Genomic DNA, 20,795 nt, shown 5'->3' on the forward strand with positions numbered 1-20,795 from the left:
AACTGCATGAGATATACCATCTTCTGGTACTTTAAGCGCTCCCTAAAGCTGGCCATACTGAATCCGCCAACTTCCTTAAGGCAAAGCTGCAAAGCTATTAGCTGTTCGTCCACTTTTTCCCCCTTCCCTCCAAATTTTTAATCTTTAAAGACGAAAATAAAGCTTAATTAATCGCCTATTGATTTTATGATCCTAAGGATAGAAATAGTAACCTGAAAATATATTCGCCACATATGAAGAAATTTCCTGCAATAAATTAAAAAAACTTGAGTCCTATTATATCATCCGGATCCGCTACCACTCCTGGATAAATTTCCCGCACTAATGAAACCACCTTTGCCTCCTGCAACGCTATATACTTCCAAGCACTACCTGGTATTATTCTACGAAGCTCGCTGAAACTCCATCACCAGATGCAAAAGATCTGGCCGAGTCCGCTGGACACTATACTCTATCCAGATTCAACTACCCTGCCGGGAAGTCCCTTACATCAAAAAACGGCTCCTTTTGCCTATCCTCCAATAGACAAAAGAACCGTCCCCTTGTCTCCCTGTTCTTTCATAAGAAAAGATCCCCTTAAACTAAAATAACGGGAACAGTTCACTCCGAACAAGTGTTTTATAAAAATTCTCTGCCTGATCCAAAAAATCCTTCTTTCCGGGAAAAGTTTTTTCAAGGTTTTTCACGTCCACCTGCCACGCCACGTTCAGCGCTATCTTCACTCCCGCCCGAAATCTTTCAAAGCGCACAATGTCATCTTCCTGAGAACCATCCCCTTGTTTTATTGTTTTAGAAGGATTTAGGCAATTCTTTATCCTCAAACTCTTTTGCCTCGCCGCCACTAAGGGGAATATACCAGCGGCGCCTGGTTTCCTTCCCTCCTTCAATAGGAAACCAGGCATACTGCATATCCCGTTGCATTCCAGGGGTGACATGCCAGATCAGGTTGCTCAAAAAATAAGCTGGCGCAAGGCCTTCTAAATCGTAGGCATGCCAAACTGGACCCTCGACAGGACTGTTAGCCTCTGTCCCATTTTTCCAAAAACGTATAAATTTACTGGCCCCTCCGGATATACAGTTAACAGCCCGTAACATATCTTGGTTAGCAGCGACCCTACATGCTTCAAGAAGCGCTTGATAGCCAACGGAAATATCATCATAGATAAAAAGTCCAGCCCAACAATTTTCGCCCCAGCAATTTTTTTCATTGCGGATCCTTTGCGCGTCTTCCCCAAGCTTTTTTAACGCCTCTAAGAGTTCATTCCAAGAAGAAATTTTTGTTTTAACTTCGATTATGGCTTTTACTGCATCAGGCGTAACAATTACAAATTCGCCATCTTTAAAGAGTGTTGGCTTTAATTTGGAAGTAATCAATATATCAAGTTGCTTTGAAGTTTGAGAATTACCGCTTTTGTAGCATACAAATCCCTTGCCAACAAGAACATTTTCAGGCAGATAGTTGCGGAGTGCTTTACGAAGTACAGCCTCTTTATGTTCGCCATCGCTCTGCCAATGCAGGTTTCCTATTAGATCACGGACACGGTTTTTAGTTGCCTCCAATTCCCTGGCTATAGATCGATGGTAATTAATCAAATTCCTTTCGATCGCCATCATAATCACCCCTCTCGATCATAATCTCGGAGGAATCCTTACCCCGGCCGGCCAGAACCTGGCCTGGTCTTGATCCTGACTTTTGCAAACTCTCTCATATAATAGCTACAACCGATAAACCTTAGAAGCCGAAAAATCTGCAAGAGATAACCTGATAACGGTTGATCAATGGTGGCATCTAGACATCTAAATAAGAATATTGGATAAAAAGACATCCGCAGGTCCCCTGCGGATTTTTTACTTCGTTCGCTCAATTCAATTCCGGTACAGTTATTTACCTGTTTCCATTTCTGTTTCTTTGCAGGGCTTTGGGCCGTAGACCTGGGCGATGATCTCTTCCGCTTCCCGGCGGGTGATGTGGCCGCCGGCGGCTAGGTGGTCCAGCTCCAGCTCCCTCACTTTTTTCTCCCATTCCTCTGCAGTTAGGGTCTTTTTAACCATCGTTTCACCCCAATCAAGAACTCTTAGATTCTGACAACCTAACGCTTGTAGGTTTCTGCAACATCGAGCACAGCCTCGATGACATCCTCTACGTCTCTGTCCGACATGCGAGGGTAAATCGGAAGGCTGATCATCCGCAGGTAGTTCGAGTAGGCAACCGGGAAATCCTCCGGCCGGTAGCCGTATTTATCGCGGTAGTAAGGGTGCAGGTGGATAGGTATGAAGTGAACGCTTGTCCCGATGTTTCGGGCATGAAGTTCTTCGATGAACCTGTTCCGGTCGATACGCAGAGTTTCCAGATTCAAGCGCAGCACGTACAGGTGCCAGGCATGTTCCACGTTGGGCCGCCGGCCTGGAATTTCAAAGTAAGGATAATGGATGAAGGCTTCATCGTATCTCGCTGCAATCTGCTTCCGCCGCTCTTGAAACCCAGGAAGCTTCCTCAACTGGTGCAGACCAAGAGAAGCCTGGATGTCCGTCATGTTGTACTTGTAGCCGGGGTATACCACTTCATAATACCAGGAACCTTCCTTCCCGTAGCGCTTCCAGGCATCCCGGCTCATCCCGTGCAGGCTTAGCACCCTCGCCCTTTCAAGCAAATCAGGGTCGCCGGTCAACATCCCGCCCTCGGCGGTGGTGAGGTTTTTCGTGGCGTAAAAACTGAAGGCGGTCAGGTTCCCCGTACTCCCGACCATCTGATCTTTATACCTGGCAGGAAGGGCGTGGGCCGCGTCTTCGACGATAAAAAGACCGTGGGAACGGGCAACCCCGGTGATCGCATCCATTTCACACGGGTGGCCGGCGTAGTGAACCGGCATGATGCACTTCGTTTTCGGCGTAAGGGCCCTTTCCAGCAGGTCAGGAGAAATATTTAAAGTATCAGGCTCCACATCCACGAGGACCGGCCTCGCCCCCACATGCTCGATGACGTTGACCGTCGCGCAAAAGGTCATGGGCGTTGTGATCACCTCATCCCCCGGGCCAATGCCGAGCACAGCCAGGGCCAGGTGCAGTCCTGCAGTACAGGAATTTACGGCCAGCGCATCCGTAACTCCCAGGAACTCCGCAAACCTGGATTCGAACAACCTGGTTTTGGGGCCGGTGGTAATCCAGTCAGAAGAAAGGGTATCGCTGACTTCTTCGATCTCTTCACCGGAAATGAAAGGGGGAGCAAAGGGCAAAAAATTGGAGCGCATAAATCAAGCCTCCTGACCTGATCAAAAAAGTAGAAATAAAACTCTCACCCGCCGGATTCAGAAAAATTTTTAAAATTCATGTCGACACCAGTCTTCAAAAACTTTTCCAACAGAAGTTTTTTAATGCCGGGTTCACGGGGTAAAACTACAGCAACCAGTGTTAATAAAATCAAAACCAAATCGAAAACAAGAGACTGGTTGCGAACATAGGCAACATCGCAACGGATCTTCTGGCGCATCAAGACGTCAAGGTAAAACCGCTCCGGGTCCGGACCCTCAAGCATCTCCTCTTCATTCCTGAAAAGCAACTGCGAAACCCCCGTTACTCCAGGTCTCACCGAAAGCACAATTTTTTCCTCATCGCTGTAAAATTCAACATACTGCGGCGCCTCGGGCCGGGGACCGACAAGGCTCATCTCCCCTTTAAGCACATTATAAAACTGGGGCAGCTCGTCCAGTTTCCACTTGCGCAGGAACTTCCCTACCGGCGTCACCCTGGGATCATCCTTGCCTGTGATGGCCGGGCCCTGTGCAGAGCCGACATACATGCTGCGAAACTTAATAATTCGAAAAAGCCTGCCGTCTTTCCCGATCCGCTCCCCCCGGTAAAAAACCGGGAAACCCGAATCAAGAACCACAGCAACCGCAATCACCACAAAGGCAGGAAAAAGTAATATCAATATCCCCAACGAAACAATAATATCAATAAACCTCTTTATCATTATGAGTTGGAATTCCTCTCCCCAGGACCTTTTTTTCAAATTCGCACAGCCATCGTTCTACTAAAACATTCCAATCCAGCTGGTCTTCTGCAAACTTGCGCCCTCGCCGACCCATTAAAAAAGCTTCCTCCTCATGATCAGCCAGCCAAATTATTGCGTCGGCAAGTACCTACTCATCTGCGCGCCTTCTGCAACGACGCATCCACGACCCAACTCCACTCTAGCACCGATATAGGGGGAATAAACGGTGCAGTCCGTGATTTGCGCCGGATGAGCCACTGTTTTATATACCGCTTCAGCCCGGACGGTACGTAGTCCATAACACTTATCATACCTAAAACCTTCCTAACTTATCGTGTCGAAGAAGGAATTCAAGAACCAACGCTCGAACCGCCACCTGATCGGGCCAGTCTACTGAAGCAGCCCACTGAAGGTTGCCGCGGGCCAAAAGCGTAGAGAGTACGGGCATCCATTCGGAAGGGGAGGTCCACGGGACGTGCCAGTCCCGCCGAGCAAGCTTCTGCATCAGCAGGGCTGCATCGGAGTATAGCAGATTAATCAGTCTCCCGGAAGGCTTCTTGCGGGTTCTAGTCAGCGGCGAACGTGCTCCCTGAGGGTAATGCTTAACGAAAGCCCGCTCGTAGGCAACCCCAGCGAGTATGCTCCCCAGTGGCAGGGTAAGGCCGTCAATGATGCTCTCTAGTGTCAAGGTGGGGGCAAGAACCTTAATCCCTTGGTCGAGGTAGACAAGGTTACTGTTCCAAGTGTAGCTTGGTTGACGATATTGAATGCTCCACAGACGCTCGGCGGTAACCGGTCCCAGCGGTGGTCGACTGCCTCGTCGAATACCTTTCCCGCATTTTGGAGAGGCCTTTCCCATTCCTTCCGGCCCACCGCCCAGCCCCAATCACCCAGCTCAGATGCGGCTACCCAGGCGCTCTTCCATGTACGGCAGTACCTTCTCCACATACGCACTGCCTTAGCAGCTTTAACCATGTTCTTGATCGAGCAGTGGGAACCCCAGACTACATCGCCTCCGGCTGCCACCATCGTATAGTTAATGCCCAATCTCTCCTTCACATCACGAGCTACACTGGCCAGACCAGCCATCGAAACCGGCTCCATCGGGAAGTAACGGCTGAGGAATCCCTCCACCTCCCCTGGCTCATACGGAAACTCAAAATAGTGCCAAGCCGTATTGAAGTGAGTTGCAACATCTCGGGCGATAAGCACGTCGCTTACATGCTCATTCACGCCATAGGTGTAGGCAACGCATTTAACCCCCAGTTCACAAACGCTTCCCAGGAGGAAACGGGAGTCAAGTCCGCCGGAGAGTGAGATACCTACGGTCTCCTCCCTATTCAACCCCTGTAGTACCTTTTCCGTCGAGAGCCTCCATGTACGGTGAATCAATTCGGAATGGGGCTCCCCTGCAGCATCTATCCGTTCAAGCACACGAGCTCCCAGATCGAAATAAGGGCGGCAGGCCACGCCAGGTTTACCCGGGTCGATACGAATGACGGTCCCAGGCGGGCAGCGCTTGACCCCTGCGAAGAGAGTATGGGGCTGAGGAATGTATTCGAAAAGGAGATACAGCTCCTGGGCCACCTGGTCGATGCCTGCACCGGCGACTCAGGCAACCTCAGACATGTTCAGGCCAATGACTATACTGGAATCACCCACATGGTAGAAAGCGGGTATAGTCCCTAAAGGATCGGATACAATGCTGACAACATCGTCGACCGCCACAATCAGATAAGATCCGTCCGTCACCCGATCCTCCTGGAGGTCCTCCAGGATCCTCGCAAACGAGGCGCTACCATTCGTCCAATACGCCACTCCAAAGAGCTTATGTTCCCCCGGACGCACAATCTCTTCCCGCTTCGCCCCCTCTGGCTGCTGACAAACCACTCTGAGGCCCTGTTGACCCTCAGCTAGTCTTTCTATCTCCATCAAGAAGCCCATGCCATGTCACCTCCCATTGCATTAACCTTCGACTCATCGATGGCTCTTCAAGGCTATGTCCCACCCATTCAGCTGGTTTCCCAATCCATCTGTGCCTCTAACACGCGCAATGCCATAACCGACAGCCCATACAAAGAACGAACTCCGCCTATACCTCCGACCCCACCTGTGACCACACCGTGTTTCGTCGCTAGATCTTCATGGTCAATAGCTCATTGACTCTGATCAAGTTTCCGCGCCGTAGTTCTCGCCAGAACTTTAGGACGTACAGGTATGAACGGAGATGCGGCCCGAGAGGATAAGGATTACCTTGATACCCGACCAGCGTAGCTCCAGCTATGGCAAGGGTGTACGCTGCTTCGCTAAGTATGAAACGCCACAAACTAAGGCCCAATCGGCGGTTTTTGAAAAAAAAGTAAACGTCGTAGAGCGTTCGCATGAGCGCCAGCCTATCGGCATTCAGCCGATTTGCAGGAGCCTCAAAATGAGTCAGGCGCGCTGCAGCGATGCACCACAATAAATCCTTGCCGGTCTTCCCTACCCTGAACGTGAAGTCAAGGTCTTCGTCCAGTGAGTAGCTGACCAGATTACTGTCGAATCGGTTGGCGACGAAGACATTCCGCTCTACCATGAAGCCGCAACCTGTCGCCCATTCGGCAGGCAGGTCGGTCGTCACCCGGGTGTCCATTGTCGTCTTGAACGACGGCATCACTCTAAAGCCGGCACCTGGTCCATGATAAGGCAAGCCAACTAACTTAGCGAAAAAGTTGTATGTGGATGGTGATGGCTTGAGGTTCTCGATCACCCCGAACAGGATTTTGGCTTCCGAGTGCCGCTCAGCACCTCGCAGCAACTCCTCAATGTAGGTGGGGGACAGCACCACGTCATCGTCAAGAAAAAGAATCCAGCGTGTAGCAGCATCCGCCGCGTCAACTCCCACATTCCGGGCATTGGCAAGAGAGCGCCAAGAAACACGCACATGCTTCAAGGCAAACGGCCACTCCCGGCTCCCGCACACTGCCGCAACGCCATCGACACCGCTTTGATCGACGATAATCACTTCCGCCGGGCGCCGCCGTTGTTCTGCAAGCGACGTTAAGACGTTGCGCAATTCCTCAAGGCGCCCGGTCGTGCAAACTACTACCGAAACCGGCGCCAAGCAACCTGCTGGTTCAACCTGCATGTTCGGGCGCACCTCCCCACAGATGGATCAGCGCTTGTACCGTCTGCTGGACGCTGAATTCTTTGGCGACCCGCTTCCAACCCTTGTACACGCATTCCTCGTACAACGAAGGTGACGTAAATAGCTTCTGTAGCGTATTGGCCAAGGCCTGGGGATCTTTAGGTGGAACCATCAGACCGGCACCTCCGTCAAGCAATTCCCTAACCCCCTCGAGCGCCGTAGCTACCACGGGTACGCCAGCAGCCATGGCTTCCATCAGGGTTACCGGGATCCCCTCGACCAAGCTTGGCAGCATCACGACGTCCAGCTCGCGGTAAGCTTCAAGCATAACTTCATGTGGCACCCGACCGTGAAAGCGAACTACTGTCCCGAGCCCCAATGAGTCAGCCAAGTGTCTCAGAGCAGGACCAGTCGGACCATCGCCGTAAAAGTCAAGTTCTACCTTGATACCCGCCAGTCGAAGGAGAGAGGCAGCTTCCATTAGGTAGCGGTGCCCCTTGGACTCGATCAAATTTGCAGGCAAGCCAATTCGGTAAGTTCCCCCCTTGCTAGTTCTTCGCCGCCTCGGAGGTTTCGTCGGTACCCATGTGCCTACATGGATGACGTGAACCTTATTCTGTAGCGAATTCCCCACCCTCTGGCGCACTGCCGCGGCACCGTGCTCACTAATGCAGCGGATAAACTTCGCGGTAGTAAGCTTGCAAGCAAGCCCCGTCTCTGCCTCGAGGTCCCACCGATGACCAGTGAAGCTCCATGGCACACCGGTTAAACGGTGCACGATATAGGCTACGGTGGCTGGTTGTGTTGCCCAATAGGCGTGAATGTGATCGGGTGCCATACGTCGGGTGGCTGACGATACGGCCAGGGCTTTTGGAATCACCTGTAGATTGCGGAGCGCATTTCTTGTCAACCCTGACGCCAGGACAACAGAAAGGCTGGCAGTCATTACCTTAAATGGGTGCAATATGAATTCCTTCACTGCCAGGCGAAACGTTTTTCTTCCAAGGAGCGGCAGGCAAATAGACTTTCCCCGCCAAAAATCAACCTCCTGACTGCCAGAGGGGGATTGGCTCTTCTCCACTCTCACTGGCACAAGTGTAACCTCATGCCCTTGGGCCTTGAGTGCATTGATCTCCGGATATAGAAAATACTCACCGGCACCCCACGGGGTACGCTCAGTTATGTATAGTACATGCATTAGACAACGCCTCCGCGGCCGCGGCGCACCTGTAATTCAATGGGCTGATACTGATGTTTCGACTTCGTATACGCCTGCCGAAACGTCGCCGCCATGACAATTAAAATCCACGGCGCGAGATAGGCATGCGTATAACCCCACAACCAAGTAGCGGCATCTATCCTCATCGCCGCAAAAGGTAACAGCGGGAAGGATACGGCGTATAGCACTATTGCGCACGGGTTCTTGCTACCCTTTGCTATGGAGTAAAGTAGCCCTGCAAACGCGCCAAGAGCGGCCAGGTGGAAAAACACTCCCACTATTCCGAGGTTGGCATAACCCTCGGCCGCAGCGAAGAAACCAAATCCTCTCATCTGCGCCCATAGACTAGGATAGAAAACCTGCATCCGCCATACAGATAACGGCGTGTAGGACACCAAACGGTTCAGACCCGGGATTGTGTTCAGGAGAGCATTCAGGTACGTTCCTCCGAATTGATACTTCCATCGGCCATGGGAAAGCAGCAACTCCTGCAAAGCGCCGCCTGGGGTCACGAATTCGCCCCATCTCCAAGGCAAAAGTATTGTGGGCGTCTCTAGGACCCGGGCAAGCCCCCTGGACATGGCGGTCAATGCTCCGAGTGGAAGATATTCGCGAGCTACCGCAATGTATTGTGCGATAACGAAGGATATGACACCACCCGTCGCGAGAGTAACAATAGAAACCCGCGGCCTAGACGGTCTCGAATAGTACCACAGAATTGCAAATACAAGGGCAATATTGATAACCACACCACGGCTCCCGACTACCAAATTGGTGATCGCCCAAAGACAGCCTATAGACACGCCTAGGGCTCTCTGCAGCCGCGAACCATACACGGCCGACAACACGCTAAATAACCCGAGCCATTCCATACCGGGGCCTATGATTTCGCCCTCGCTAACCACCCGCCAACGTTCGCCCCCATACCCAATCTTCAAGAAGCCAGAAACACCGCCAAAGGCCGCGAAAAACGTCATGAGTGAGAGGGCGGCGCCTAGACCGGTGAGCCAAATACCCAGCTCTAGATCAGACCGATGAACGATTGGCAGTCTCATCTTCGGTTTGAGAACTCTAGCCACCATCACATAGCCGAACGCTAAACCTGCTAGCCCAACCAGACATACTCCCAAGTAAGTCGAGTACTCAGAAAGCCGGGCTCCTTGTACTACAGCATGTAGTGGATATCCCAGCGCATACAGTAGGTAACTCACCACAAGAATCGGTCCGAGCTCTCCCGCATCGCGATGGTATAACAGTAGTACGAGACCTATTGTAGCCGAGACTAGCAGGAACAGATATAGCCCAGCAACTCCATCACTTGATACGATGTAACCTATGTACGTTCCAACAATCCCGGCAAAAGCTATTGCGCTAAGACTAAGCATTCTAACCAGCTTCACTAGGTATCATCTCCAAAGACTGATTCCGCGGTTCGCACAAGGGTTCGCGACCATGGAAGCGATAGCATGCAGTTAGAGTACTATCCTGATGATCCCGCGCGCAGCATTTGGGCAATCCAGTTTCCCCAACGGCATCGGATGGCTCGTGGTAGGCGTCTGATGCATTCAAGAACCGCTCGGGGGTGGTAACACGCGTACACCGCAGCTTCCCACAGGCGGTAGCCCCGGACTAGGTCGACCAGCCGCAGGAATGCCTCAAGCGATCCCAGTCTTTCTTCTAGCAATTCGAAGTATCGCCGTTCTTCCAGCCTAAGCCGATTATCCTCCGCGAGTCTGCGATAGACGACACGCAAATCCGAGAACTTTGTACGGTCCTGACTGAGTGAAGTCGCCCTGACCCGATACATATAGCCTGGGTACTGTAACAGTCGAAGACGCAGTCCGGCTTGGAATAGTCGGGTGTAGAACTCCAGGTCTTCGCCCAAACGAACATCTATCGGGAAGCGAACCCCGCTTTTCTTGACCACCATACTTGGTACCAAAGGATGTAGGTGCGGGCAGCCTGCTTGTTGATACTGCAGTAAGTTCAAGTCCAAATGCTCTAGGTGGCCAAAGTTTAGCTTGAAAGCAGCGAGGTGTCGCTGAACGCCCGTAAGGATTCCTGGTTGATCGGGACACACTCATTCGTCATCTGCGACGAAGAATCCCTCTCCTGCGTCTGCGATGGCCGCCACAAGCTTCTCCACACGATCCGCCTTCATCTGATCGTCGGAGTCGACAAAGGCCACCCAGCGCCCCTGAGCCGCTGCCATGCCAGTATTTCGTGCGGCGCCCGGCCCTCGGTTCCGTCCATGCCGCACTAGCTTGATCCTTTGGTCTGCGAATGCCTTGACCGCGTCCACCGTCCTATCAGACGAAGCATCGTCCACGACAATGACTTCAATCTCGGCATAGGTCTGACTCAATACCGACGCAAGCGTTTCCGCTATATAGGCCGAGGAGTTGAACGTTGGAATAATCACCGATACCAATCCTCGTACGCTACGCATTAAAGAGAACTTCACCCCCGTCTTCACAAACTCGAACCCTATCCTTGAGCCAAGGCCGACGTTCTAGTGAAGTTCGACAGCACCTGGACACACAAAGGGGCTGAAGTGCAGTAATGACGGGCACTCTGGCCCCTGGGTCGGAAAAGCGCGTGTATCTAGGATGTCCTAGACACTGGTTGGGCTGGGAGTATGTCCTATACCCTCGGCGGCCCCTTCATGCGAAGGGCTTTGAAGATCTCGGCCTGCATCGCTGTGGTCTCGGTTTTCCTCGTCGCAACGGCTTTTGGTACCTTGAGCTCCGTAAGGTGCATCCTCTCTAGCTCGCGACGCATGTTTCGCCAGGTGTCCTTCGCGCGGGTGTCGGCCACGCGAACAAGTAATGGGGCAAGCCAGCAGAGCATCACGCGAGCCCTTATCCTGTCATCGAGCCGGTGGTACACCGGTCGCATCTCGGGCGTGCTGTTGACCACCTCAATGAGCTGTTTGTACCCCGACCCCACATCCCCAGCGGAGAGGGTATCGTCCGAGGTCCGAAGGAGATACTTCCCGTGCAGCTTCTCTTCTTCGCGGATCTTCTCCTCCTAGTCTATCTTTGGCAGCCCCTTCTTCGTGTCCTTATGGTACCTCCGATACCTGGGGCTTGCGATCAGCGCACAGATCCCCTTTGTGTGCTCGGACTCCGGAGCATTCTCAATGCTGCTGAGTTTGTCCTTGAGCTCAGCGATGATCTCACCCTTTCGCTCTTTGTCACGCTTTGCCTCTTCGGGGTTTCTCACGAGGATGTATCTTGTCCTCGCTTCGCGGTCCCCGACGGTGATCTCTTTCACCTCGGGATTGTCCTTGACACGCGAGTACGGCCCCGGCCGGGATAGAGCCTCTCCAACCTTCTCCACGCCCTTTCGCATGGGCTCGCCTGCGATGCGATGTCCCCCCGCCCTCTGGAGATACCTCAGATTCTCCTCTGACGCAAACCCAAGGTCCACGACGGAGATCACGCGCCCGAGCTTCCAACCGACAAGATCCTTCTTTACCTCCTGGATGACCGACATATCAACCGTGTTGCCAGGTCAGCACCAGCATCTTATCGGTATGCCTTCTCTCGTGACTGCAAGCCCGCTCACCACCGGGGGTAAGTCCTCCCGTCGGTCCTTGGAGTTGCTGCGCCGCCGCAGCGAACTCCTTGTATGGTCCGGCTGATCCTCATCCTCATCCTCGATCTCACAGTACATCGACGTCGTATCGAAGTACAGCAGGTCCACCTCGAGGTTGAGAAGGTTGGCGCACGATGAGAACACGGCCCATTGCAGCTGTTCGGAGGACTCGAGGAGAAACTCCATGGCCCGGTATAGCTGCTGTACCTGGGAGGACGGAAGCGCGGGTATCACCACGCCCTTTTCCACGTACTCCTCCATCGCAAGCTTCCTTGAAGGGTTAAGCGCCCTGTCTGTCACCATCCCGAAGATAGCCCTCTCGACCGGGGTCATGAACTCTCCCGAGCTTGCCGCTGATAAGAAGGCCTTGTCGATACAAGTGAACTAACGTTAATCCCGGTGGTATTCCCGTTCTCCCATTTTGCACGCAGAGGGAAATCCTCTTCCTCTGGGATGAAAGCGGAATCTGGATATAGGTGCACACTTGCCAAGCTCCATTTTGCAACGCTTCGTAAGTAATAGATTCCCGCACGGCAATAAGGCTCGAAAGGCCTCAGATCCCTTTCCATTTGAGCATTGAGCACCAATCGAATTTGGCTCGATTCATGCTCCCCAAACAACCAACCTTTTACCGGCAGCTCTGACGCATCGGTCAACCACGTAAAGCCAGTGCGGAGTCCCGCAGCAGTAATTGTCTCCACTTATCGATAAACACACATCAACCTTCCCGACGTAGTCGACAGTGGGGTATCCGGCAAAACGATAAGCTCGGACATGATCACGCATTATCCTCTTGTAGGACTGAAGCCGGACCCAACTCGGAGTCCGCCTCCTAATCTCTCCATACCGCCTAACGTAATCTGAGATATGTGGAATATGTGCCTCGACATCCTCGCTCACGTGCAACGAGGCAAGCACTACCTGAACCCCGCCCCCAAATGCCTGGCGAAGAATGTTGATCGTGCTCCTCGCAATCGCTTCGCATCCGCGATTGGCGCTACCGCCATGACCAAAAAGCAACACCTTAGGGGTCCTTCTATTCATGAGAGCGCCTCCTCCGATAGATACTGGAATCTATACCTCCAATACCCAGCACGACGGCTGATATTATGGGTTCGGGCTGGAACGAACAGAACAGCCCGGCAAACCTATCACTCGATCACATAATCGCTATGGGTTCCGAAATGCCGACATTAAGGACGAAACGATGGCATTTCTCGCTTTCTCCACTAGAACATCACCTTCGTAGCCTGATCGCGTTTGAGAAGTCCCGAAATGTGCGAAACCCACACGTCGTACGAAAAGTGATCCCTAGCATACCTCCAGGCTTCAAGTCTTAACTCGTTGCCGCATGACCGACACATCGTGAGGGCGTCGGATATTTGCATGGCGACGTCTTCGCGGTCTCCTGAAACACGAAAAACAAAAGGCTGGCGCATCGTTTCAGGATCTTCCTCATACCCTACTATGCACGGCAAGCCATGAGCTAGGTAACTCCGTACCTTTAGGGTTGCGGCGGTGCGTAGACCCGCCCTCTCGATTGCCAAAGAGCCGATACCGAGGTCGACGGTAGTTAATGTTTCTACAAGTTCGTCTTCATTCACCCAACCCACAAACGTGACTTGCTTCTCCAGCCCGAGCGCCTCGACCTGTTCCCGGATGGTGCTCTCTTCCGGTCCGGCACCGGCCAGCAGCAGGCGCACCCCACGTAGAGCCTCCGTGGATAAGGCGTCGAGCAAGAGATCAAGGCCGTGCGCCCGCCGAAAGGTACCAACGTAAAACAGCGTCGGGTTACCGTCGGGAACGCGGGGAACGTAATGCGGTGGAACCTCGACCGCATTGCCGATCACAGCCACTACCGGCTTTCGCCTGACTCCAGCCATCGCCTCAAGTACATACGAGCGTACGTCCTCTGCTACTGCAACGATGCGTGCAGCGTAAGGCAGGCATAGCCGGTCGAAAAACGTCTGCAACCACCGCTTCCACCCTGAAACCTCAGCCGATAGACGACCGTTAACTTCCGCAACCGTAACCCGACCCAAAAGACCCAAGGCCAGGATCAACAAGGCCGTATAGGAGTCGTACCTGACATATACTGCACCCCGTGGTAATGAGAATGCCGCTATGAGCCCTCGAACCAGCGTCTCAACCACACGTCCAAGCTTCGAAGCAGAGCGCGGTCGTATCAGGATGGTCCCTTGATATCTCCTCCGAAACGCCCGGTACTGAGCTGCAACCTTGTTAGCTACCCCCCTATCTTCTGGACGGCATTCAAGTGGCACAGACGAAACATAGATTGTAATATCATCTTGTGTTGATTTCATATGATTTCACCGTCACCGATCACCAGATTCCTCGTAGCATTACACATACCCAATACAGTAAGACGTACTCGACTGCCAATTGGCAATATATGCTTGAATGGTCAGTTAAGATCAGAACAAGGTCAACCTCGGAAATGGTCGTCCGCAGTTCCTTAAACCTCCCTCGCTACCTAATTCTAAAGCACCACCGACATCCGCCGTTTGGGCCTTAAGGCAGGTTACAGGTGGGTTCCATATGAAACTCGCTCGTTTTCAGTTGATGGGGCTACAGATCGCCTAACAAGATCAGACTACCGACCGGAGTGCGTCCACGATCCTCTGACCCGCATCGCCCTTACCAAAGAGGTCCGGATGCTCAACGGGGTGTATTTCCTCGGCTCTCTCCAGCACGTCACCCAAGGCGTCTCCCACCAGCACGTTCCAACCCAAAGCTACTGTTTCCACCCATTCAGTCTCTTCCCTGAGGGTGAGGCAAGGGACTCCCAACAGATACGCCTCCTTCTGCACCCCACCAGAGTCCGTGAGGATCACCCTGGCATTGGCCTCAGCCACCAGCATTTCACGGTATCCAAACGGTGCAAAGCACCTGAACGGGTAGGCCTGAACCACTTTGCCCAGTCCGTATTTCCAAATCCGCTCTTGCGTTCGGGGGTGCACCGGGAATAGCACCGGCTCTTTAAGCTTGGACACGGCTAGCAGGATCTGGTGAAGTCGCTTGGGGTCATCTACATTACTAGGGCGATGTAAGGTCAGAAGAGCATACTTCCCGGGCTGAACACCCCATCGCCCCAACTCGTCTTGCGCCTCTTTAAGTTTGGGCTGAACCCGAAACAGGATATCAGCCATCACATCCCCCACAAGGATGGCCCGACTCGAAAGGCCCTCACGCGCGAGGTTGTCCATGGCTGCTTTGGTCGGCGCAAACAAGAGATTAGACGCATGGTCTGTCAAAACCCGGTTGATTTCCTCCGGCATCGCCCGATTAAAGGACCGCAACCCGGCTTCCACGTGAGCTACAGGAATATGCAGTTTCACCGCTGCCAGCGCGCCGGCCAAGGTAGAATTCGTGTCACCATATACCAGGACCCAGTCAGGTCTCTCGGCTATCAAAACCTCTTCCACACCTTCGAGCATCCGGCCGGTTTGGAAGCCGTGAGAGCCTGAGCCGATCCCGAGGTTATAATCCGGCTTTGGCAGTTCCAGTTCCTCAAAGAAGATGTCGGACATGTTGAAGTCATAGTGCTGGCCTGTATGAACGATGACTTCGGTAGCCACCTGGCGGAGCAACGGACTCACCGCTGCCGCCTTGATGAATTGGGGCCGCGCGCCAACAACCGTGACTACCTTCATCGCCTATCGCCACCTTTATCTGAACCGTGAGCTGTTTGGTGCTTATAGATCATTTGGTGCTTATAGATCAATCAATAGAATTCCTTGATGACCTCAACCACCCGGGCCACTTCGGCATCGGTGAGTTCCGGAAACATGGGGAGAGAGAGGACGCGGCCTGCCGCCTCTTCGGCCTGCGGGAAGTCTCCCGGCCGGTAGCCCAGGTGCTTGAATGCCCCTTGCAGGTGGAGGGGCACGGGGTAGTAGACGGTACTCCCGATCCCTTTTTCCTTTAAGTGCTGCTGGAGGCGGTCGCGCTGTCGGGCAGCGATGGTATACTGGTGGTAGACGTGGAGGCAGCCGGCTTTTCTCTGGGGAAGGGAAATCAAGCCCTTGCTCACCAGCCCGGCGGCCTGGAAAAGCCTGTTGTACCTCTGCGCCAATTCCTGGCGTTTTGCCGTCCAGCTAGAAAAGTACCTGAGCTTGACCCGCAAGACCGCGGCCTGAATCTCGTCCAGCCTGCTATTGCAGCCGATCAGTTCGTGGTGGTACTTTTTCCTGCTCCCGTGCACCCGGAGCATCCTGACGCGTTCCGCAATCTCGGGGTTGTCCGTCACCACCATTCCCCCGTCGCCGAAGGCACCCAGGTTCTTGGTGGGAAAAAAGCTGATGCAGGCAATATCCCCCAGGGATCCCACCGGCCTTCCCTTGTAGCTCGCGCCCAGGGCCTGGGCAGCGTCCTCGATTACAAAAAGATTATGCCGCCTTGCCACGGCCAGAATTTCATCCATATCCGCTGGCTGGCCGTAAAGGTGAACAGGTAGCAACGCTCTAGTGCGCCCGGTTATCAGCGCCTCGATCTTCTGCGGGTCTATGTTGTACGTGGCCGGATCGATGTCGCAAAATACAGGCTTTGCCCCGACGCGGGCGATGGCTCCTGCGGTGGCGATGAAAGTAAACGGGGTCGTGATCACCTCATCCCCAGGTCCTACCCCGCAGGCAAGCAAGGCAAGGTAGAGAGCATCACTGCAGTTTCCAACACCTATGCCGAACCGGACTCCGCAGAGTTCAGCTATTTCCTTCTCGAGTTCCGCAACGTTTTCCCCGAGGATGAATTGCCCTTTTTCCACGATGCCGGAAATTATCTGGAGCAGTTCCTCTTTCAGCGCTGCATTCTGCCTGGTGAGATCGAAGCCTGGAATCACTGCCGCCGGTTCCCGGTTTGTCAACCGAGTTTCAATCCCGCCGACGTCCTCTTCCTGAGATTCCATCTCTCGGACTACAGTTGTTTCATTTATCTTTCGATATCGCCTTCCGCACTCCCGGCAGGCGGCGAATTCTCCTTGAAACTCCAGCGACATACCGCACTCACAGGCCCAGCCGGCGATCCGGGCCGGCACCCCGGCTACCAGGGCATAAGGAGGCACATCCTTAGTCACCACCGCCCCTGCGGCCACAAAGGCCCACTCCCCAATCGTCACGCCGCAGACGACCGTGGCGTTTGCCCCGATCGTCGCCCCCCTCTTCACGAGAGTCCTCACGTAGTCGGCGCTACTGTTCCGGGGGTAGGCGGCCCGGGGGGTCTTGACGTTCGTGAAGACCATGCTCGGCCCGCAGAAAACGTCGTCCTCCAGGATGACGCCTTCGTAAACGGAGACGTTGTTCTGGATCTTCACGTTGTTGCCGATTTTGACGTTCCGGGCCACGAAGACGTTCTGCCCTAAAGTGCAGTTCTCCCCGATCTCGGCCCCGGCCATCACGTGGCAGAAGTGCCAGATCTTCGTCCCCTTGCCTATCTTGGCACCCTCATCAACGTATGCTGATTCGTGGACAAAGTAGTCCCTTCCTTCGCGGTCGCTCATCTCTAACTACTCCTTAACTGCTTTTCTGCAGCCTCCAAAACTTCTAGCACCGCAACGGCGCTTCTCCCGTCGGAGAGAGGGGTTTCCCTCTTCTCCAGGCACTCCAGAAAATGGCGGCACTCCAGGAGGAGAGGCTCGCTGCTCCCCTGGAAGACCACCTCGCTGCCCTCGTCGTGGTGCCCGAGAGCAGGGCCTACCCATTTTTTGTGCAGGGTCACTTTCTGCTCGAGCTCGTCGTAGACGAGCATGGCCCTCGCGCCGACGATGGTGAGACGGCGCCTCGTTTCCGGCCAGAGCCAGGAGGTGTGGAGGTGAGCCTGCACCCCGCCCGGAAACCTCAGGTGCACGTACACGTCGTCGGCAACGCCCTCTTGGAGGAAGCACCTGCCTACGGCCTTCACCTCTTCAGGCTTCTCCTCTACGAGGTGAAGGAGCACGGCGATGTCGTGCACCCCGAAGCTCCAGAGGACGTTCTCCACCGCTCTTACCAGCCCCAGCTTTAACCTTTCTTGCACCATGAAACCTACATCCCCCAGGGCCCCGGAGGCGAGATAATTTTTGATCCACTGCACGGCAGGCTGGTAGAGCAAAAGGTGCCCTACCATCAAGATGCTTTCTTTGCTTTCGGCTATCTCTACCAGTTCCCGGGCCTCCGCCAGAGAAAGGGCTAGAGGTTTTTCCACAAATGCGTCTTTTCCCGAGAGCAGGGCTTTCTTCGCTATTTGATAATGGGTAGAAGCAGGTGTGGCGATCACCACAGCCGGAATGTCGCTTTCTAAAAGATAATTACAGTCCTCATACAAGGGTACGCCTGGGAACTCAGCAGCCAGCCTCTCGCGCGCTTCGTGGTTTATCTCCGCCACCGCGGCCAGTGCACCCAGGCGGGAGAAGGCGCGAACCAGGTTCTGGCCCCATTGGCCCGCCCCTATTACACCCACTTTCATAGCAAGGTTATCCTTTCCCGGTTGTTGGTTACGTAGCGCGTGGCGTTGCGCGTGTCAAGCACCTGCTTTGAGTTCTCCACCACCCACTGGTAATCCACGTGCGAGTGGTCGGTAGTGATGATCACCAGGTCGGTTCCCTTCAGCACTTCTTCGGTGAGGGGGGTCGACGCCATCTCCAGCCCGCGGTCGCAGAGGTAGGGGATAAAATCGTCGTGGTAGAAAACTTTAGCCCCGTCCTCCTTGAGGAGCCTGATGAGTTCCAGGGCGGGGGACTCGCGGCAGTCGGCAATATCTTTCTTGTAGGCCACGCCCAAGATGAGGATCCGCGCCCGCGAGGCCGGAACTCCCAGGCGGTTCAAGATTCTCAAGGCCTTCTGCCGCACGAACTCCGGCATCCGGCGGTTGATCTCCCCGGCGAGGGCGATGAAGTGGGTGTTGAAGTTGAGCTCCTTCGCCTTCCATTCGAGGTAGTGAGGGTCCACAGGGATGCAGTGCCCGCCCACACCAGGGCCGGGGTAGAAGGGCATGATCCCGAAGGGCTTGGTGAAGGCTGCATCCAGGACCTCCCAGACGTTGAGGTTCATCCGGTCGCAGAGCATGGCAAGTTCGTTGACCAGGGCGATGTTCACGGCGCGAAAAGTATTCTCGAAGACCTTGACCATTTCGGCGGCCTTGGCGCTGGAGACAGGGACTACGTTTTCCACCGTCTGGCGGTAAAAAGCAAGCCCGATCTCCAGGGAGTTGGGGCCTACTCCCCCCACAACCTTGGAGGTGTTCTTCGTGGTGTACCTCTTGTTCCCGGGGTCAACCCTCTCGGGCGAGTGGACGAGGAAAAAGTCCTCCTCAACCTTCAGCCCGGATGCCTCCAGGAGGGGGAGCATCACCTCCTCGGTCGTTCCCGGGTAGGTGGTCGACTCCAGGCTGATGAGCTGCCCCGGCCTCAGGCGGGCCGCGATCTCCCGCGTCACTTTTTCCACATACTGCAGATCCGGGGTAAGGTTTTTGGTCAGGGGGGTGGGTACACAGATTACGACCACGTCCATCTCCGGGACGGAGTCAAAATGGGTGACTGCGGTGATCTTCCCGCCCTCCACGAGGGCTCTCAGTTCTTCGTCTTTCACGTCGGAAATGTAATTTTCTCCCCTGTTGATTTTTTCCGCCCGCTTCGGGTTCTCCTCGATTCCCACAACGCGGTATCCGACCTTTGCCTTCTCTACGGCGAAGGGGAGGCCCACGTAGCCGAGGCCGACTACGCCCACAAGGGCTGCCTTGTCCTTGATCCTGGCAAGGAGGGCATCTTTCGGCGCGGGCTGCGGTTCCTGCTTCCAGGCTTCAACTCCCGCTGCTTCCACTTTCACTCAAGACCTCCTGCTTGTTGGATTTCGCGTGCTTCCCTGAAATCTTTCGCCGATCTTCTGCCGAGCCCCGAACCTACCTCAATCCGGGGGAATGTGCCTCTTTCCCGCCTCGGGCAGGGCGACAACCTCAGTTTACCACCTTTCGCCACCAGAAGCAGGATCTCCTTCCTAATTTGTTTATTTATTTTTGCCAGTCGCTGCAACAGTTCGAGGGAAAATAGGTCTTATAGTTTCTGAGATTCGACAAAAGGCAGGATTTTCCTGCCTGTTTTGTGCTGATTTGAAGAAATTTTCCGGATCTTGATATTATGCGCTTACAATTTCGGTCTAAGGGAGCTTAAGGAATCAGGGTGGGATGCCTTCGCAATCGGGGGATCTGGGATGGGAGCCCGTCAAAGTTCTAACTTTTAGGCCAGCAAAGACCACTTTTTCCGCCGGTGCCAGGGCGTCCTCGAAAGCCACGCTTTGTACTTCCGCTGCTCGGCCTGGTTGAAGGCATCCTCAACGCTTTTATAGCCGCGCCGGTCCAGCAGGGACAAGGCCACGGCGACGGCGCTGGCGGGTATCCAGTCGCCGTAAACGAGAACCGCAGCGCAGGTATCAAGATCGTCCAGGTCGAGGTAATAAAACACCTCGTTTTCCCAGGCATCCCGGCAGGTTTTGAGAACATTCTCCAGCCTGTCTTCCAGCCTGACCGCACCTAACAGCAGGGGATGCCGCTGGTCTCCCTGCATCCCCAGGGCGTAGAAGAAAATATCGCGTTTAAGCAATGTGATGCCCGTTTCCTCACGGGCCTCCCTTACGGCAGCCAGGAAAGGATCCGGCGGCACCCCTTCGCACCTCCGGTCGTTCCAGCTCACGGCGCCGGTGACAGAAGTAACCAGCTTCCCGCCGTAAATCGGGAGGTCTTTGGGGCGGCGCCCGACGAGCAGCTTGTTATCCGCGTCGATCACGTTCAGGTGCAGGGTCAGCCCGTTGCCCAGGCAAGAACAGTCCAGTACTTCTCTAAAGGTTATTTTTTGCTCGACATTCGCCCGGTGC

General features: G+C 54.2%; 18 protein-coding genes and 2 pseudogenes. All 20 read right to left on the reverse strand.

The features are described 5' to 3' along the window. Nucleotides 1–581: 581 nt before the first annotated feature. On the reverse strand, nt 582–722 hold the full coding sequence (locus HPY71_14160; GenBank protein NPV54636.1) for a hypothetical protein: 141 nt from the start codon (nt 720–722) through the stop codon (nt 582–584). A gap of 67 nt (nt 723–789) precedes the next feature. After that, the gene (locus tag HPY71_14165; protein ID NPV54637.1) at nt 790–1,614 is read right to left on the reverse strand and encodes a hypothetical protein; all 825 of its coding nucleotides are present in this window, start codon (nt 1,612–1,614) and stop codon (nt 790–792) included. 267 nt (nt 1,615–1,881) lie between these two features. Next, nucleotides 1,882–2,052 (reverse strand): hypothetical protein, encoded by a 171-nt coding sequence (locus HPY71_14170; GenBank protein NPV54638.1) that lies wholly within the window; start codon nt 2,050–2,052, stop codon nt 1,882–1,884. A gap of 38 nt (nt 2,053–2,090) precedes the next feature. Next, nucleotides 2,091–3,248 (reverse strand): DegT/DnrJ/EryC1/StrS aminotransferase family protein, encoded by a 1,158-nt coding sequence (locus HPY71_14175; protein ID NPV54639.1) that lies wholly within the window; start codon nt 3,246–3,248, stop codon nt 2,091–2,093. 44 nt (nt 3,249–3,292) lie between these two features. Beyond that, nucleotides 3,293–3,970: a sugar transferase gene (locus HPY71_14180; protein NPV54640.1), complete on the reverse strand. Its 678-nt coding sequence runs from the start codon at nt 3,968–3,970 to the stop codon at nt 3,293–3,295. Between the two features lie 705 nt (nt 3,971–4,675). Further along, a complete protein-coding gene (locus HPY71_14185; protein ID NPV54641.1) occupies nt 4,676–5,578 on the reverse strand; it encodes a hypothetical protein in 903 nt (300 codons plus the stop codon). A 24-nt stretch (nt 5,579–5,602) separates the two neighbouring features. Further along, a complete protein-coding gene (locus HPY71_14190; protein ID NPV54642.1) occupies nt 5,603–5,935 on the reverse strand; it encodes a hypothetical protein in 333 nt (110 codons plus the stop codon). Between the two features lie 190 nt (nt 5,936–6,125). Further along, nucleotides 6,126–7,118, reverse strand: a complete 993-nt coding sequence (locus HPY71_14195; protein ID NPV54643.1) for a glycosyltransferase family 2 protein — start codon at nt 7,116–7,118, stop codon at nt 6,126–6,128. After that, nucleotides 7,108–8,316, reverse strand: coding sequence for a glycosyltransferase family 4 protein (locus HPY71_14200; GenBank protein NPV54644.1), 1,209 nt, complete (start codon nt 8,314–8,316; stop codon nt 7,108–7,110). The genes HPY71_14195 and HPY71_14200 overlap by 11 nt, the downstream gene beginning before the upstream one ends. Continuing rightward, entirely contained in the window at nt 8,316–9,737 is a 1,422-nt protein-coding gene (locus tag HPY71_14205; GenBank protein ID NPV54645.1) for a hypothetical protein, read from the reverse strand. Before HPY71_14205 ends, HPY71_14200 begins: the two co-directional genes overlap by 1 nt. 680 nt (nt 9,738–10,417) lie before the next feature. After that, on the reverse strand, nt 10,418–10,759 hold the full coding sequence (locus HPY71_14210) for a glycosyltransferase family 2 protein (protein ID NPV54646.1): 342 nt from the start codon (nt 10,757–10,759) through the stop codon (nt 10,418–10,420). A gap of 221 nt (nt 10,760–10,980) precedes the next feature. Further along, nucleotides 10,981–12,240, reverse strand: a pseudogene (locus HPY71_14215) (IS1634 family transposase). Nucleotides 12,241–12,540: 300 nt separating this feature from the next. After that, nucleotides 12,541–12,981 carry a hypothetical protein gene (locus tag HPY71_14220; GenBank protein NPV54647.1) on the reverse strand — a complete coding sequence of 147 codons (441 nt, stop codon included), beginning with the start codon at nt 12,979–12,981 and terminating at the stop codon, nt 12,541–12,543. Between the two features lie 185 nt (nt 12,982–13,166). Next, on the reverse strand, nt 13,167–14,261 hold the full coding sequence (locus HPY71_14225; protein NPV54648.1) for a glycosyltransferase: 1,095 nt from the start codon (nt 14,259–14,261) through the stop codon (nt 13,167–13,169). A 285-nt stretch (nt 14,262–14,546) separates the two neighbouring features. After that, entirely contained in the window at nt 14,547–15,611 is a 1,065-nt protein-coding gene (gene wecB / locus HPY71_14230) for a UDP-N-acetylglucosamine 2-epimerase (non-hydrolyzing) (GenBank protein NPV54649.1), read from the reverse strand. 71 nt (nt 15,612–15,682) lie between these two features. Further along, nucleotides 15,683–16,861, reverse strand: coding sequence for a DegT/DnrJ/EryC1/StrS family aminotransferase (locus tag HPY71_14235; protein NPV54650.1), 1,179 nt, complete (start codon nt 16,859–16,861; stop codon nt 15,683–15,685). A 3-nt stretch (nt 16,862–16,864) separates the two neighbouring features. Next, nucleotides 16,865–17,452 (reverse strand): annotated as a pseudogene (locus HPY71_14240) (N-acetyltransferase). A 2-nt stretch (nt 17,453–17,454) separates the two neighbouring features. Then, nucleotides 17,455–18,396, reverse strand: a complete 942-nt coding sequence (locus tag HPY71_14245) for a Gfo/Idh/MocA family oxidoreductase (GenBank protein ID NPV54651.1) — start codon at nt 18,394–18,396, stop codon at nt 17,455–17,457. After that, entirely contained in the window at nt 18,393–19,748 is a 1,356-nt protein-coding gene (locus HPY71_14250) for a nucleotide sugar dehydrogenase (protein ID NPV54652.1), read from the reverse strand. Before HPY71_14250 ends, HPY71_14245 begins: the two co-directional genes overlap by 4 nt. Before the next feature lie 413 nt (nt 19,749–20,161). Continuing rightward, nucleotides 20,162–20,795 (reverse strand): hypothetical protein (locus HPY71_14255; protein ID NPV54653.1); only part of this gene is annotated, 634 nt, incomplete at its 5' end.

The sequence above is a fragment of the Bacillota bacterium genome, from assembly GCA_013178125.1.
Taxonomy (GTDB): domain Bacteria; phylum Bacillota; class SHA-98; order Ch115; family JABLXJ01; genus JABLXL01.